The organism is Streptomyces sp. NPDC037401, assembly GCF_055602345.1.
Genome location: NZ_JBVJWO010000008.1, coordinates 90815 through 106580, shown reverse-complemented (window position 1 = coordinate 106580; position 15766 = coordinate 90815). Strand labels below are relative to the sequence as shown.

Here is a 15766-nt window from a genome sequence, read left to right as displayed (position 1 = left end):
CTACATAGCTGTTTCGCGAGGTGCTGGTACCCCCCTGCTTACCCCTTCCCCCAAAACCACCCCGTCCTCCCCCCCCCCCCCCCCCCCCCCCCCCCCCCCCCCCCCCCCAGGCCCGACCCGGCCCCACGTCACGGCGCCACCCGGCTACCGCCGTCCGGGACGGGGGCCGTGACGTGCACCCGCACCGGGGCGCGGACGGTGGGATCCGGGCCGCTCACCCCGTCGCCGTCACCCCCTCGCCCGCGGCACGGCCCGGCTGCCGCGGCACGGCGGGCGGGGTGCCCGCGCGCAGCGCCCAGGCGCACAGGACGCCCAGCAGTACCAGCGCCGCCCAGGTCAGGGACGCCGCGTCGGCGGCCCGGGCGGTGTCCAGTGCCGCGCCCGTCAGGAGGTTCCCCAGCGTGATCCCCACCCCGCACACGGTGTTGTACAGCCCGTAGTGGGTGGCGACGAGGCGTTCCCCGGCATGTCTGACGACGGTGTCCATCTCGAAGGGGTACGCCGCCATCGTTCCCAGCGCCAGCAGCAGCGCGGAGACCGCGGCCGGCCCCGCGGCCAGTGCCCAGCGGGCCGGGCCGGGGCCGGGCAGCGGTACCGCGGCGGCCGCCAGCATCGGGAGGAACGCCGCCGCCATGCACAGCAGGCCCCCGGCCATCGCCCGGTCCGGCCGCAGCCGCCGCCGGCACCAGGCGGTGACCCGCGTCTGGAAGAGGACCGTGCTCAGCCCGGACACCACGAAGAGCAGCGCGGTCGCCACCGTCCCCGCCGTGCCCGGACCGGCCACGCGCCTGGCCTCCAGCGGCAGCGCCAGGTAGACCTGGAAGGTCAGCACGTACGACCCGCTCATCGCCGCCGCGAACAGCAGGAACCGCCGGTTGGCCAGGATGCCCCGCCATTCGGACAGCACCCCGGGCCGGGGCCCCGGCCCGGTCTCCCCCCGCCGTGCGGGCAGGACCCGCACCTGAACCACGCCCAGGACGGCGAACACGGCCGCGGCCACCACGCAGGTGAGGCGGAAGCCCACCCCCACGAGCAGCATCCCGACGAGCGGTCCGAGCAGGATCCCCGCCTGGTAGAAGACGTTGAACAGGGCGAACGCCTCGACGCGCCGCTCCCCCGCGTCCTGTGCGAGGTAGGCGCGCACGGCCGGGTTGAACAGCGCCCCGGCGAACCCGGTGGCGGCGGAGGCCGCGATCAGCGCGGGCACCGAGTCGACCAGCCCGAGCGTGGCGAAGCCGGCGGTGCGCAGCAGCAGCCCCGCGACGATCAGCGGTTTGTACCCCAGCCGGTCGGCCAGCGTGCCGCCGATCAGGAACATGCCCTGCTGGCTGAAGTTGCGTACGCCGAGGACGAGTCCGACCAGCCAGCCCGCCAGCCCGAGCCCGCCGGAGAGGTGCTGGGCGAGGTACGGCATCAGCATGTAGAAGCCGAGGTTGATCGAGAACTGGTTGACCAGCAGCAGCTGCACGCTGCGGTCGTACGAGCGGACCTGGGCGAGCAGCCCGGTCACCGCGGGCCACCGCCCGCCGTGACCGGGTCGACCACGCGGGCGCAGCGGGTCCAGCGGGTGACCTCGCGCTCGCCGGGGTGGGCGAGTTCGTCCGGTCCCTCGGCCGGCACCCGGTCCAGCAGGCCGTGGCGGGCGCAGTACGCGTCGTCGTAGACGGACTCCAGGTACCGCTGCGGGCCGTCGGGGAAGATCGCCGCGATCCGGGTGCCGCGCGGCTGGGTGCGGGTGAGCCAGCCGGCGACCAGCGCGACGGCTCCGACGCTCCAGCCGCCGGTGGCGTAGTGCGAGGAGGCCAGTCGGCGGCAGGCCCAGACGGCCTCGGCGGGCGCCACCCAGTGCACCTCGCTGAAGCTGGGATAGGCAACGTTGCGCGGGTGGATGCTGGAGCCGAGGCCGCGCATCAGACGGGTGCGGGCGGGCTGGCCGAAGATCGTCGAGCCGATGGTGTCCACGCCGACGAGCCGCAGCCCGGGCTGGATCCGGTTCAGTACGCGGGAGACGCCCGCGGAGTGTCCGCCGGTGCCCACGCTGCACACGAGGATGTCGAGGTGGCCGAGCTGCCCGGCGAGCTCGAGGGCGAGCGGGGCGTACGCGGCGACGTTGTCGGGGTTGCCGTACTGGTCGGGGCACCAGGCTCCTGGCTCGCGGGCGAGGAGTTCGGCGACCCGGTCCCGGCGGGCCTGCTGCCAGCCGCCGCGGGGGTGGGGTTCGCGGACGGTGTCGACGCGGGCGCCGTAGGCGGTGAGCAGCCGGACCATGGAGGGTTCGAGCCCGGGGTCGGTGACCAGGGTCACGGGGTGTCCGTAGACGAGCCCGGCGAGGGCGAGCCCGAGGCCGAGGGTGCCGCTGGTCGACTCCACGATGGTGCGGCCGGGCCTCAGTTCCCCGCGGGTGCGGGCCCGTTCGACCATGTGCAGGCCGGGACGGTCCTTGATGCCACCGGGGTTGAAGCCTTCGAGTTTGGCCCAGAAGCCGCGGTCGGGGCCGGTGAAGGGCTGCGAGACGCGCAGCACGGGGGTGTTGCCGACCAGCCCGGCGAGGCCGGTGGCGGCCGCGAGCGCGGTCCCCTGGCCCAGGACGGGCAGGGGGACGGGCGCCTGGATCTGCCCGGAGGCGTGCAGGGGGGCGTGCACGGGGGTGTGTGCCGTGTGGTCCGTCGGTGAGTGCATGGGTTCGTTCGCCCTCGGTTCGGGTGCGGAAGCGGTACGACGGCTGCATGCGGGCAGGGCAGGGCACGCGGCATGTCCGGCCGGCCGCCGGGGCGGCGGGGCATGGCGGAGGCCGCCTCCGTGGCGGGGGCGGGGATCCGGGTACGCGAGTGGCCCTGCTGCCGGGCTTCCTAAAGACGCAGCACGGCCGACTGGGCCGCGTGCGGTATCGGCACGACGAAGCCGCCGACGGCCGCGGGCACGTGGGAGAGGGGGGCGGTCGGCGCCGCGCCGTCGCGGCACCCGGAGCCGAGGACGGAAGGGGCCGGCAGGGCCAGCACCGGGCCGGGCTGGGGCTGCGCCAGGACGCAGGCCTCCGGCGCGTACGCGGACCCGTGCCCGCCGTGATGCCCGCCGTGGTGGCCACCACGGCGGCCACCCGGGTGCCCGTCGTGTCCGCCCGCGCCGGCATGGCGCCCGGCAGGCAGCGCGGCGATGAGCCCGGCGGGCACGGCAGCAGGCATCACGGCGGGCAATTCGGCGCCGCGCCTCGCGTGGTCGCCGCGCACGCCCTGCTGCCCGGCCGGGACGGCGGCCGGGGCAACGAGATGGGCGGCGGCGGCATCGGGGACGGCCGCGTGGGTGAACAGCAGCCCGAGGAGCGCCAGTCCGGCCACGGCCAGCATCCGCAGGGCGGCCGCCGCACGGCCGCCCTGCGTGCCGGAACGCGGTCCGTCCGTCATCACGCCGTGATCCTAACCCCGGGCGCGGCCTGGGCAGTTGGGTACCGGTGGCCCGTACGGCCGAAACTCATCGCCCTTCCCGCCTGCTACGGACGCGCCGATTCGAGCCGGTAGGGCACGTCGATCACGGCGACTCCCGGGGTGAACAGCAACCGGGCCTTGAGCCGCAGCGCGTTCTGGTTGTGCAGGGGCTGCTCCCACCAATGGCCGACGATGTACTCGGGGATGACCACCGAGACCACGCCCGCGGGGTCCTCGGCCGCCCGCTGCTGGACGTACACGAGGACCGGGCCGACGACCTCGCGGTACGGCGAGTGCAGGATCGTCAGCGGCACGCCGAGGTCGTGGGAGTCCCATTCCGCGCGCAGTCGGCCGGCGTCCTCCTCGGCAGCGGCGACGGTGAGCGCGGTGAGGGTGTCGGGCCGCAGGGCCTGCGCGAAGCCGATGGCCTTGAGGGTGGGCGCGTGGACCGCCGCGACCAGGACGACGACGTGGTGCCGGGCGGGGGTCTTCGGCTTTGCTCCGGGTGCGAGGGCGACCTGCCGGGACACCCGGTCGTAGTGCCGGCGGACGCCCTTCATGCCGAGGAAGAGCAGCGGCATGGCGACGACGACCAGCCAGGCGCCGTGGGTGAACTTGGTGATGAGGACGATGACCAGGACCACGGACGTCATGACCGCGCCGACGGCGTTGATGATCCGGCGGCGGTGGATGTGCACGCGTTCGGCGGCCGGGGTCGCCGGGTCGGCGAGCTCCCGGCCCCAGTGCCGGACCATGCCCGACTGGGAGAGGGTGAAGGAGACGAAGACGCCGATGATGTAGAGCTGGATGAGGCGGGTCAGTTCGGCGTCGAAGGCGATGATCAGGGCGATGGCGGCGAGGGCGAGCAGCACGATGCCGTTGGAGTAGACGAGCCGGTCGCCGCGGTTGTAGAGCTGGCGCGGCGCGTACCTGTCCCGGGCGAGGATGGAGGCGAGCATCGGGAAGCCGTTGAACGCGGTGTTCGCGGCCAGGATCAGGACTCCGGCGGTGACGGCCTGGAGCAGGTAGAAGAGGAAGTGGAGGTCGCCGAACGTCGCCCGGCCGATCTGGGCCAGGGCGGTGGAGGTCGGGGTGCCGGGCGCGAGGCCCAGTTCCGTCGGGTCCGCCGCCACGTGGACCTTGTAGATCATGGCGAGGGCGGTGATGCCAGTGAACATGGTGACCGACAGCAGCCCCATCAGGGCCAGGGTGGTGGCGGCGTTGCGGCTCTTGGGCTTCTTGAACGCCGGGACGCCGTTGCTGATCGCCTCGACCCCGGTCAGGGCCGTGCAGCCGGAGGCGAAGGCGCGCAGGGCGAGGAACACCACGGCGATGCCGGTGTAGGTACCGGTCGCGGTGATCGGCAGCTCGGCGGATTCGGCTCGGATGGTCTCGCCGGCGGCGAGGCGGACCGCGGCGAAGGCGAACATCACGTAGATGACGAGGACGAAGCCGTAGGTGGGGATGGCGAAGATGCGGCCGGACTCGCGCAGGCCGCGCAGGTTCATGACGGTGAGCAGCACCACGAAGCCGATGGACAGGGCGACTTGGTGGTCGTGCAGGGAGGGGATCGCCGAGGTGATGGCTGCCACGCCGGAGACCACGGAGACGGCGACCGTGAGCACGTAGTCGACGAGGAGGGCGCTGGCGGCGGTGAGGGCCGCGCCCGGGCCGAGGTTCTCGGAGCTGACGACGTACGCACCGCCGCCGCCCGGGTAGGCGTGGCAGGTCTGCCGGTACGAGGCGACCACGACGACGAGCAGGAAGACGATGGCGGCGGCGGCGTACCAGGCCAGGTGCAGCAGGGCGACCCCGCCGAGAGCGAGGATGAGCAGGATCTCCTCGGTCGCGTACGCCACGGAGGAGAGCGGGTCGCTGCAGAAGATCGGCAGCGCGATCCGCTTGGGCAGCAGCGTCTCGCCCAGGCGCGCCGTGTCGAGCGGCTCACCGACCAGTACGCGCTTCGGATTGATACGCCTCATTTGGGCATGATCGATGCATTGGGAAGGTTTGCCCGGTTGTGACACACGGACGGGCGGGCACCCGCGTCACCGCATCCGGGCGGCCGCACTGCGGATCGCCTCGCGGATGCGGACGTACGTACCGCACCGGCAGATGTTGGCGATCGCGTCGAGGTCGGCGTCCGTGGGCTCGCTGGTCCGTTTGAGCAGGGCGACGGCGGCCATGATCTGGCCGGGCTGGCAGAAGCCGCACTGCGCCACGTCCTGCTCCAGCCACGCCTCCTGCACCGGGTGCAGGGTGTCGCCGTCCGCGAGCCCCTCGATCGTGGTCACCTCCCGCCCCGCCACCTGGGCGACCGGGACCACGCACGGCCGGATGTCCGCCCCGTCCAGGTGGCTGGTGCAGGCCTTGCAGACGTCGACCCCGCAGCCGTACTTGGGGCCGCGGATGCCGAGGAGGTCCCGCAGCACCCACAGCAGCGGCAGATCGTCGGGGGCGTCGACCGTGACGCTCTGCCCGTTGACGGTGAAGGTGTGCGAGGGCACGGCGGAACTCCTGGCTAGCGGGGGTAGGGGGTGAAGTCGACGTCGAAGTCGAGGGGGAAGCTGCGCGGCTTCGTCCCCGTGGCGCGTGCGTAGGCGTTGGCGATGGCACCGACCGCGGCGGGCACGCCCAGCTCGCCCGCGCCGCCCGGCTCGCCCGTCGCGGGCATCACGAAGATCCGCACGTCCGTCGGGGTGTCGCGCTGGCGGGCGTACCGGAACTGGCTGTAACTGCCCTCCAGCGGAAGACCCTTGTCGATGTGCAGACCGGCCCGGAGTGTGGTGGAGATGGCGTCCGTCAGTCCGCCGAGCAGCTGCGCCTCCAGACCGCGGGGGTTGACGGGGCGGCCGACATCGGCGGCGATGACGGCCTTGGTGACGCGCACGTGCTCCGGGTCGCGGGTGTCGATCTCCACCAGACAGGCCGTACGGGACTCGTACTCCTCGTGGAAGCCGACGCCCTGCGCCACGCCGGCCGGCAGCTCCCGGCCCCACTCCCCCTCGGCGGCCACCTTGTCCAGGACGGCCCGCTGGGCGGCGTTCTTGAGGAAGGTGCGCCGGAAAGCGACGGGGTCCTTGCCGAGCCGCCGCGCGAGCTCGTCGACCACGATCTCCTCGGCACCGCGGGTGTTGGCGGAGTACACCGAGCGCCAGGAGCCGGTGGGGATGCCCATCGGGACCTCGGCGAGCGCCTGGGTGGTGAGCCCGAAGTGGTAGGGGGACTTCACCGTGGTCAGGAACAGGGTCTGGGCGAGGGTGGCGTTGCCGATGCCCAGGGGCAGGTTCGCGGCCGTGGCGGTGAGCATCTCCCCCAGGCCGTGCCGGAAGTCCGTCTCGGCGGCGGCGACCCGGTGTTCGAAGGAGAGGACCTCGCCGAGCGCGTACGTGGCGCGGATCCGGTGGTGGGTCGCGGGGCGCATCCGGCCGTGCCGGGTGTCGTCCACCCGGGTCCACATCAGCCGGACCGGGCGGCGGCAGGCCTGCGACACCCGGGCGGCCTCCAGGGCCGCGTCGAAGAACAGCCGGCGTCCGAAGGAGCCGCCGGACTGGACCACGTGCACGGTCACCTTGTGCGCGGGCAGGCCGAGTTCGGCGGCGATCGTCTGCTGGGCGACGATGGGCGACTTCAGCCCGGACCAGATCTCGGCCCGGTCCGCGCGCACGTCGGCGACGGCGCAGTTGGTCTCCAGCGGGGCGTGGCTGACGAAGGCGAAGTCGAACTCCGCGTCGACGTACGGCGTGAGCAGCGGGGGGACCAGCAGCGGCGGGGTCGCGGCCCGCAGCCGGGCGCGGATGCCGACGTCGGAGAGGGCGTCGGCGGGGCCCGGCCCCCACTCGACCTGGAGGGCGGCACGGGCATCGAGGGCCTGCCCGAACGTCTCCGCGACCACGGCGACGCCCGTCTCGACGGTCACCACGTGCAGGACCCCGGGCATCGCCTCGACGGCGGCCCGGTTGGCGACGGACCGCACGGAGCCGCCGAAGGTCGGCGGGCGGCGCACCACACAGGGCTTGGCCCCGGGGACGTCGAGGTCCAGGGTGTACTGCTGACGGCCGGTCACCATCGCGCGGGCGTCGATGCGGTTCACGGGCCGGCCGACGAGGGCGTGCCGGGAGGCGGGCTTCGGGCTCGCGGGGAGCACCACCAGGCCCGGGTCGGCGGCAGCCTGCGCGAGGCTGCCGTATCCGGCGGTGCGGCCGTCCGGGGCGTGGACGGCGCCGTCGCGCGTGGTCAGCTTGGACGCGGGCAGCGACCAGGTGCGCGCGGCGGCCGCCACCAGCCTGGCCCGCGCCGCTGCGGCGGTGTGCCGGACCGGCCCGTAGAGCGAGCGGATGGCGTTGGAACTGCCCGTGAGCTGGTTGAAGAGCAGTTCGGGCCGAGCGTCCTCCAGCGCGATGTTCACCGACGTCAGCGGGGTGTCCAGCTCCTCGGCGACGAGCATCGCCACGGCAGTGGTCAGGCCCTGGCCGACCTCGGCGCGCGGCAGCCGGAAGTGGACCGAGCCGTCGGTCTCGACCCGCAGGACCAGCAGGTGCGCGGTGGGCGCGCCGGCAAGGATGAAGAGGTCCCCGAGGTCGACGAGGTCCGCGGGGGCGGGCAGGCTGGGCACGACCGCGTGCGCGGACTGCGGGGCGAGGGCGTCGACGCCGAGCCGGGTCGCCACGGCCAGCGTGGGCGCGGCGATCAGCCCCGTGAGGAACGTACGCCGGTCCGTGCCGCGGCCCCCGCCCGGACTCTGACTCTGCGCTGCCATGGCCCAGCCCCAACCCGCCTGCCGTCCGGGGCCGCTCCCCGGTTGATTACCGGCACGTAGAGTAGCGATCACCGGCCGACGGCGGAAGCCTCGGGGTTCCCGCCGGGTCGACCGGCCGTTTTCCGGCCGCACGGACGAGCGGTTACGGGGTCGTTCCCGGGCACTCGAGCCCCCGTCGCACAGTTCGGCCGTACGCTCGATGCCCGCGGTCCGCAACGTCGCTTTCAGGCCGTTCGCCCCGCAGGCCGATCCGACCTCCGGTCACGCGTACCGCCTGCCCCAGGCGCCCGTCCGCGGCGGCGACGCGGCGCACGTCCTGAAGCAATCGTTCCGGCAACTGACCGAAAACGTTCGCACAAGCCAAGGGCGCCGGAAGGCCGTAGACATATGCCAGAAGCAACCCCGTAACGGATGTTGCCAAAGCCCTTACGGGCCCTCGCGCCCTGTGCCACAGTCGTAACCGGCCTTCCATCAGTCCTGGCCGTGCCACGCCTGTATCGGAGTTCCCCATGTCCTCCCACCCGTTCGCGGACCGCCCCGCGCAACCACCCGAGCCCGGGTCGGTGGACGCGCTGATCTCGCAGACCCGGCGGCTGCGCGGCGACGTGGACGCGGTCCGGCGCGACACGGTCGTGGACGACGACGACGCCCAGGGCCGCTGGCACCGCGCACTGTGCGATCTGGCCGTCCACCACCTCGACGACCTGGGCGAGCACTTGGGACAGCTCAAGGAAGGCCTGCCGCCCGCTCCCGAGGTGCTGGAGCCGGCCCCGCAGCCCGCGCCGGAGCCCGAGATCCCCGCGGGACGGGTCGGAAGCGCCGAGTGGAACCTCCTCACGGACGAGGTGAGCTGGTCCGACGAGCTCTACCAGATCTTCGGCCGCTCCCCGGAGACCGGCCCGCTCTCCCTCGACGAACTGGGCTCCACCCTGTTCGCGGACGACCAGCCGCTGCTGACCGCGATGGTCACGGACTGCCTGGTGGACGGCAAACCCATCGACGGCGAGTTCCGCATCGTCCGGACCGACGGCCGCATCCGCACCCTGCACATGCGCGGCGAACCCACCCTCGACGCCGACGGCTGCACGGCCTCGATGTGGGCCGTCCTCCGCGACGTCAGCGAACTGCGCCGCAGCGAGCAGACGGTACGCGAGAGCCACGACTCCCTCCAGCAACGCAGGCAGATCGCCCGGACCCGGCACCGGCTCGCGGTCGAGCTGCAGGAAGCAGTACTGCCCTCCTGGCGCGGCTCACTGCGGTTCCCGCACGGCAGTACGGGCGGGCTCGACCTGGCCGCCCACTACCTGCCCTCCGCCACCAGCGCACTGATCGGCGGAGACTGGTACGACGCGCTCCAACTCCCCGACGGCAGCTCGATGCTGACGGTCGGCGACCTCACCGGGCACGGAGTCACCGCCACCTCGGGCATGGCCATGATGCTCGGCGCCCTGCGCGGCATGGCCATGGCGGGCATCGCACCCGGCCCGCTGATGGGCTGGCTCAACCACCTCCTGGAAGCGTCCGTCCAGCCCGCCCTGGGCAGCGCGGTGTGCTGCCGGTTCGACCCCGCGACCCGCACCCTGTCCTGGGCACAGGCCGGCCACCCCGCACCCCTGCTGTTCCGCGGAGGCACGGGGCGGGCGCTGGTACCGCCGGACGGCGTGCTGCTCGGCGCCACCTCGGGTGCCGTGTACGGGCAGGCCGAGGAGCGCCTCGAAGCCGGCGACGTCCTGGTGCTGCACACCGATGGGCTGGCGCCCCGCAGCATCGAGTTCGAGCTGACCGGCGGGGCCGCGCGGCTGCTGGCCCTGGCGCCCCGGTTCACCGGGGCGCGGTCCGCCCAGGACAGCCTCCGCATGATCGTGGAGGAGTTCGACGGAACCGACCGCGAGGACGACGCGTGCGTGCTGGTCGCACGCGTGGGCGGCTGAAACCCCCTGCCGGTACTGCACCGCCCCCTGCGTAACCGCCCCCTCGCCGGACCGCGCGCGGCCGAGTTCCCTGCGTTCGGATCGCTCTCAGAAGTCAGAGCACTCGCAGTTCACGGTGGTCGGAGCGCTCGGAGCCCTCGGAGCGTGCTCAGATCTCCGTGCCGCGCGGCTTGCGCGTCGGCCCCTTCGGCAGGGCCATCTTGATCTCCTCGCGCAGGTCCTCGATCTTCGCGTACCCCGCGTACTGGCCGGTCAGCCGGTACATCTCCCGCAGCCGGTCCCAGGTCCGGTGCGAGGAGGTCTCCCCCATGGAGACCAGCGCGAGGCGCGCGTACCGGTCGGCCTGCTCGGGATCGTCGGCGATGAAGCAGGCCGAGGCCATCGAGATGTAGTCGAAGATCTGCGAGCGCTGGTGGCCGTCGGCGCGCAGCCGCAGCGCCTCCTTGGCGTGTCGCTGGGCGATCGCCGCGGCGGAGGGGTCGTGGTCGGCGAGGGTACGGAAGGCCAGGGCCTGCATGCCGTGCATGTCGGCGTCGTCGAAGTGCTGCATCCAACTGGGCGGCGGCACATCGGTCTTGTCGGACACGAACAGGTCCTCGGCCTCGCCGAGGGTGCGCCGCATGGCCTGGCCCTTGCCCATCGCGGCCTGCGCCCAGGCCTCGATGGTGTGGAGCATGGCGCGGGTGCGCGGCAGGGTCTCCTCCCCGGAGCCGGACTGGGCGAGCTCCATCAGGTCCAGGGCCTCGTGCGGCTTGCCCAGGTGCACCATCTGGCGTGCGGCCCGGGAGAGCGCCTCTCCGGCCCGCGGGCGGTCGCCGCCCTCGCGGGCTGCGTGCGCGGCGATGACGAAGTACTTCTGGGCGGTCGGTTCGAGCCCCACGTCGTGGGACATCCAGCCGGCGAGCACGGCCAGGTTGGCCGCGACGCCCCACAGGCGGCGCTGGAGGTGGTCGGGGTGACGGTAGGCCAGCATTCCGCCGACCTCGTTCAGCTGGCCGACGACGGCCTTCCGCTGGAGGCCTCCGCCCCGGGAGGCGTCCCAGGCGCGGAAGACCTCGACGGACCGTTCGAGGGCGTCGATCTCCTGGCCTCCGATGGGGGCCGCCTCGTACCGGTCGTAGCCCGCGGGGTCGGCGTGGAGGGTGTTGTCGTAGCGGGGAGCGTCCAACGAGAGGGCCGGGTCGGCGTGCAGCCAGTCGTGCATGGCGCTGCTGAGTGCCGAGCCGGCGGTGAGCGCGGCGCCCGCGCCCATCAGTCCGCGTCGGTTGAGCATGAGGTCCATTCCCGTGAATTCGGTGAGGACCGCAGCCGTCCGTTCCGGCGCCCAGGGCAGCCCGTCGGGGTTTTCCTTCGCCCCCTGCGACTGCTTTCTGGTGGCGCGCCGTTGCCGTACGAACCCGAGGTCCTCGATGGTCACGACACGGCCGAGTCGCTCGGTGAACAGGGCGGCCAGCACCGTCGGCACCGGTTCGCGCGGGGTCTCCCCCATGTCGATCCAGCGCCGCACCCTCGAGGTGTCGGTGGCCAGCTGGTGGTGGCCCATGGCCGCCGCCTGCCGGTTGACCAGCCTCGCGAGTTCGCCCTTGGACCAGCCGGCCAGGCCGAACAGGTCGTTCAGGCGGGTGTTGGGTCCTCTGCTCACGTCAAGCCCCCAGGTTCTCGGCTGTGTTGACAGTAACCCGCCGTCAGATGCCGAGCGACTATTCGCCAGGGTTCGCCAGGGGGAGCCATGTGGTCCGCCACCCTCGGGGGGGTGTCAGGTAGGAATGCGCCTCCCCGACCCGGTCGCCGACCGGGAGCGGACCGGCACTCCCCAGGGTGTCCGCTCCGTTCTGAACCCGTTCGGAACGGTCCGGGACGGGAAGGCGTACGCAACTCGTCGGCGCACGAAGGGATCCGTATCCGTCATGTACGCAGCATCGTCCTCCGTGTCCGCGCCCGTACGGCCGTACCGCACCTTCCAGGCGGGTGGCGGCCCCTACCTCGAGCCGGGTCGCGGCCCGGTGCCGGCGCAAGGCGCCGCACGGGCCCGTCGCGCCCCGGGGACCGGGACCCAGCCGCTCAGTGGAAGACTCGACCTGTCCGGTCCCCAGGGCGCGCAACTGCGCTCGGCACTCGCCTCGGTGCACCGGATCTGTCCCGAGTTCGCACCCGTCCAGGTGCTGCGGCGCAGCGGGCGCTCGGTGCTCCTGGTCGGCACGACCGGACGGACGACCGCCGTCGCCAAGGTTTTACTGGACCACTCACCCGCGTGGGCCGAGCGGTACCGGCATGAAATAAGTGCATACCGGGCGTTCGTCCGGCACCGGCCGCCGGTCCGGGTTCCGCGGCTCATCGCCGCCGACCCCGAGAACTGCACGCTGGTGGTGGAGCGGATGGCCGGACGCGTGGCGGCCCTTCAGCGGCATCCGGTGGAGGCGCCGCCCCGGGCGGACGTACGGGCCGCCCTGGGGGCGGTGTGCCGGGTCAACCAGTGGCGCCCGCCGGCCGAGCTCTTCGGCCGCCCCCTCGACTACGCCTCCCGGATCTCCCGGTACCACGAGCTCGGTCTGCTGACCGACCGGGACCTGGGCGATCTGCAGAAGCTGCTGCACGGGCTGGCGCTGGCGGGCGGGAAGCAGCCCGGCGGACAGTGGCAGTTCAACCACGGCGACGCGCTGCTGTCGAACCTGCTCCTGTCCCCCGCGGGGCCGGTGCTGCTCGACTGGGAGCACGCAGGCTGGTACCTCCCCGGATACGACCTGGCGACGCTGTGGACGGTCCTGGGGGACGCTCCGGCCGCGCGCCGCCAGATCAGCCAGCTGGCACAGTCCGCCGGCCCGGTGGCGCGGGACGCCTTCCTGGTCAACCTGATGCTGGTGCTGACCCGGGAGATCCGGACGTACGAACTCGCCGTGCAGCGTTCGATGCAGGCCGGGGTGCCGGTCCTGCCGGGTGCCCTCGCGGGCGGTCCGGTGCACTCCGGCGAGGAGCAGCGGCTACTGCTGCGGCGGCTGCACGACGACTGCGGGATGGCGCGCCGCGCGGTCCGCGCAGCGGTGGGCACGCGGTAGCCCGACCGGACACTCCCGGCGGCCCGGGAGGACCGAAATCCCGTGGTGCGGGCACACACTGCCTGTACCACGGGATTTTCCGCGTCCGGGGAGCAGTGCGCGTGCCTTGACTTCACATGATCCCGCGAAGACCTTCTGACCCAGCATCAGACCGCCTGGTGTCCGCCGCCGCACCGCGCCCCTCCCACCCCGCTGGAGCCTGCCCATGTCCGCAAGCGCCTCACCGTCCCTCCCCTCCCGTCGCACCGTCCTCGCCGGCGCCGGTGCCGGGGCCCTCGCGGCCGGGCTCCCGGCCGCCGCCGCACGCGCCGACGACGGCCCGCTCCTCGGCACGTACGACGTCGTCGTGGTCGGGTCCGGCGCGGCCGGGATGACGGCCGCCCTCACCGCCGCCCGGCGCGGTCTGAGCTGTGTGGTGGTCGAGAAGGCCCCGACGTTCGGCGGGTCGGCCGCGCGGTCCGGCGCCGGTATCTGGCTGCCCAACAACAGCGTGATCCTGGCCGCGGGGGTGCAGGACACCCCGGAGAAGGCGTCCCGCTACCTGGCGGCCGTGGTCGGCCCCGAGGTGCCCGCGGCCCGCCGGGAGGCCTTCCTGGCCAACGGGCCGCGGATGCTGGACTTCGTGATGGCCTCCAGTCCGCTGCGGTTCCGGTTCATGGACGGCTACAGCGACTACTACCCGAACCTGCCGGGCGGGCTGCCCGGCGGCCGGTCCATCGAGCCGGACCAGCTGGACGGGAACGTCCTGGGCGCCGAACTGGCCCGGCTGAACCCGGCGTACATGCAGGTGCCCGCCGGCATGGTGGTGTTCAGCCAGGACTACAAGTGGCTGACGCTGGCCGCGGTGAACGCCAAGGGCCTGGCCGTGTCCACGGAGTGCCTGGCGCGCGGCACGAAGGCCGCCCTGTGCGGCGAGAAGCCGCTGACGATGGGACAGGCGCTGGCGGGCGGGCTGCGCGCCGGTCTGATGCGGGCGGGGGTGCAGGTCTGGCACGACACGCCGCTGGTGGACCTGGTCCAGGAGGGCGGTGCCGTCACCGGCATCGTCGTCGAGCAGGGTGGCGCGCGGGCCGTCGTGCGGGCGCGCAAGGGCGTCGTCGTCGGCTCCGGCGGCTTCGAGCACAACGCGCAGATGCGGGCGCAGTACCAGCAGCAGCCGGTCGGCACCCAGTGGTCGGTCGGCGCGAAGGAGAACACCGGCGACGGCATCCTGGCCGGCCGACGGGCGGGCGCGGCGCTCGGGCTGATGGAGGACGCCTGGTGGGGGCCTTCGATCCCGCTGCCGGGTGAACCGTACTTCTGTCTGGCCGAACGGACCCTGCCGGGCGGGCTGATCGTGAACGCCGCTGGAGCGCGCTTCGTCAACGAGGCCGCCCCGTACAGCGACGTGGTGCACGTGATGTACGAGAAGGACCGGGGGGCGACGGGCTCGCACATCCCGGCCTGGCTGATCGTCGACCAGAACTACCGCAGCAAGTACCTGTTCCGGGACGTGCTGCCGACCTTCGCGTTCCCGGACTCGTGGTACGGGTCGGGTGCGGTGAAGAAGGCGTGGACGTGGGACGCGCTGGCGGGTCAGATCGGCGTCCCGGCGGGGGCGCTGCGCGCGACCCTCAACCGGTTCAACGCGCAGGCGTGGAACGGCACCGACCCGGACTTCCACCGCGGGGCCACGGCGTACGACCACTACTACACCGACCCGGGTGTCACACCGAACTCGTGTCTGGCACCGGTGTGGGCCCCGCCGTTCTACGCCTTCAAGATCGTGCCGGGGGACCTGGGCACGAAGGGCGGCATCGTCACCGACGAGCGGGCGCGGGCGCTGCGCCCGGACGGTTCGGTGATCCGGGGTCTGTACGCGGCGGGCAATGCGAGCGCGGCCGTGATGGGGCACAGCTATGCGGGCGCCGGGTCCACGATCGGGCCCGCGATGACGTTCGGCTACATCGCGGCGAACGACATCGCGGACGCATGAGCACGTGAGCGCGTGCGCCACTCGGGTGGGTGGCGCACGCGGGGCGTTCGGTCAGCCCTGCTGGAACAGCTCGGCGGGCAGCGGCTTGAGCAGCGCGTAGAGGTCGTCGCTGATCGGCCGGTCCCAGCTGGCGATGGTGACGAGGACGTTGTCGCTGCGGTCGAACTGGACACAGGAGATCCGGGTCTCGGACAGCTTGATCTTGCGGACGATCAGGAGGTTATCGCCCTGCATGACCGGGCAGTCCTCGGTGCCGGTGACCTCGACGTCCTCGTCGTTCTCGAGCGCGGCGAGCAGCTGGGCCACCTCGAAGGGGACCTGCCCCTCGGAGAGCTCGCGGGCCGGGGAGCCCTCGGGGAGGTTACCGATGATCATCGCGGGGCCGCGGCCGCCGAAGAGGTCGTAGCGCAGGAAGACGCCCTGGCAGCTGCCGTCGGGGGCGGGAAGGAGGCCGGCCCCGAGATTCCCAGGCCAGTCACCCGGGTCCATGGCCAGGACGTCGAAGTCCGGGCCGGCGGGTGTGGCGGCGCTGCGGCGGCGGAGGAAGGACATGCGGCCATGGTACGTGTCCGGGGCCTTTCCCCGGGCCCCGGGTCCGCCACTGGCCGGTGCCGCCGGGGACGGTG

At 73.2% G+C, this 15766-nt stretch carries 11 protein-coding genes; 3 read left to right on the top strand and 8 right to left on the bottom strand.

Annotated features, from left to right (window positions below):
• Nucleotides 1-214 precede the first annotated feature (214 nt).
• The 6 genes from ACZ7H1_RS10075 to ACZ7H1_RS10050 form a co-directional block, all read right to left on the bottom strand.
• Nucleotides 215-1510 (bottom strand): MFS transporter, encoded by a 1296-nt coding sequence (locus ACZ7H1_RS10075; protein ID WP_470785311.1) that lies wholly within the window; start codon nt 1508-1510, stop codon nt 215-217.
• Nucleotides 1507-2679, bottom strand: coding sequence for a PLP-dependent cysteine synthase family protein (locus ACZ7H1_RS10070; protein ID WP_470785310.1), 1173 nt, complete (start codon nt 2677-2679; stop codon nt 1507-1509). Before ACZ7H1_RS10070 ends, ACZ7H1_RS10075 begins: the two co-directional genes overlap by 4 nt.
• Nucleotides 2680-2849: 170 nt before the next feature.
• Nucleotides 2850-3401: a hypothetical protein gene (locus ACZ7H1_RS10065; protein WP_470785309.1), complete on the bottom strand. Its 552-nt coding sequence runs from the start codon at nt 3399-3401 to the stop codon at nt 2850-2852.
• A gap of 86 nt (nt 3402-3487) precedes the next feature.
• Entirely contained in the window at nt 3488-5404 is a 1917-nt protein-coding gene (locus tag ACZ7H1_RS10060; protein ID WP_470785308.1) for an APC family permease, read from the bottom strand.
• A 66-nt stretch (nt 5405-5470) separates the two neighbouring features.
• On the bottom strand, nt 5471-5929 hold the full coding sequence (locus ACZ7H1_RS10055; RefSeq protein ID WP_470785307.1) for a (2Fe-2S)-binding protein: 459 nt from the start codon (nt 5927-5929) through the stop codon (nt 5471-5473).
• A 14-nt stretch (nt 5930-5943) separates the two neighbouring features.
• A complete protein-coding gene (locus tag ACZ7H1_RS10050) occupies nt 5944-8181 on the bottom strand; it encodes a xanthine dehydrogenase family protein molybdopterin-binding subunit (protein WP_470785306.1) in 2238 nt (745 codons plus the stop codon).
• A gap of 509 nt (nt 8182-8690) precedes the next feature.
• On the opposite strand from ACZ7H1_RS10050, the gene ACZ7H1_RS10045 reads away from it, so the two are divergent.
• Nucleotides 8691-10112, top strand: coding sequence for a PP2C family protein-serine/threonine phosphatase (locus tag ACZ7H1_RS10045; RefSeq protein WP_470785304.1), 1422 nt, complete (start codon nt 8691-8693; stop codon nt 10110-10112).
• Between the two features lie 148 nt (nt 10113-10260).
• On the opposite strand, the gene ACZ7H1_RS10040 is transcribed toward ACZ7H1_RS10045, so the two are convergent.
• The gene (locus ACZ7H1_RS10040) at nt 10261-11754 is read right to left on the bottom strand and encodes a DNA-binding protein NsdB (RefSeq protein WP_470785302.1); all 1494 of its coding nucleotides are present in this window, start codon (nt 11752-11754) and stop codon (nt 10261-10263) included.
• Nucleotides 11755-12019: 265 nt separating this feature from the next.
• Here ACZ7H1_RS10040 and ACZ7H1_RS10035 point away from each other — a divergent pair, with 265 nt between their 5' ends.
• Together ACZ7H1_RS10035 and kstD are read left to right on the top strand one after the other, a co-directional pair.
• Nucleotides 12020-13165: an aminoglycoside phosphotransferase family protein gene (locus ACZ7H1_RS10035; protein WP_470785301.1), complete on the top strand. Its 1146-nt coding sequence runs from the start codon at nt 12020-12022 to the stop codon at nt 13163-13165.
• Nucleotides 13166-13370: 205 nt separating this feature from the next.
• Nucleotides 13371-15140, top strand: coding sequence for a 3-oxosteroid 1-dehydrogenase (kstD, locus tag ACZ7H1_RS10030; RefSeq protein ID WP_470785300.1), 1770 nt, complete (start codon nt 13371-13373; stop codon nt 15138-15140).
• A gap of 51 nt (nt 15141-15191) precedes the next feature.
• Here kstD and ACZ7H1_RS10025 read toward each other — a convergent pair whose 3' ends face one another.
• Entirely contained in the window at nt 15192-15692 is a 501-nt protein-coding gene (locus tag ACZ7H1_RS10025; RefSeq protein WP_470785299.1) for a hypothetical protein, read from the bottom strand.
• Nucleotides 15693-15766: the final 74 nt, after the last annotated feature.

Excerpts from the sequence above, each read along its gene's own strand:
- ACZ7H1_RS10045 (WP_470785304.1), top strand. The coding sequence starts at position 8,691 with ATGTCCTCCCACCCGTTCGCGGACCGCCCCGCGCAACCACCCGAGCCC.
- ACZ7H1_RS10065 (WP_470785309.1), bottom strand. The coding sequence starts at position 3,401 with ATGACGGACGGACCGCGTTCCGGCACGCAGGGCGGCCGTGCGGCGGCC.
- ACZ7H1_RS10060 (WP_470785308.1), bottom strand. The coding sequence starts at position 5,404 with ATGAGGCGTATCAATCCGAAGCGCGTACTGGTCGGTGAGCCGCTCGAC.
- kstD (WP_470785300.1), top strand. The coding sequence starts at position 13,371 with ATGTCCGCAAGCGCCTCACCGTCCCTCCCCTCCCGTCGCACCGTCCTC.
- ACZ7H1_RS10070 (WP_470785310.1), bottom strand. The coding sequence starts at position 2,679 with ATGCACTCACCGACGGACCACACGGCACACACCCCCGTGCACGCCCCC.
- ACZ7H1_RS10025 (WP_470785299.1), bottom strand. The coding sequence starts at position 15,692 with ATGTCCTTCCTCCGCCGCCGCAGCGCCGCCACACCCGCCGGCCCGGAC.
- ACZ7H1_RS10050 (WP_470785306.1), bottom strand. The coding sequence starts at position 8,181 with ATGGCAGCGCAGAGTCAGAGTCCGGGCGGGGGCCGCGGCACGGACCGG.
- ACZ7H1_RS10035 (WP_470785301.1), top strand. The coding sequence starts at position 12,020 with ATGTACGCAGCATCGTCCTCCGTGTCCGCGCCCGTACGGCCGTACCGC.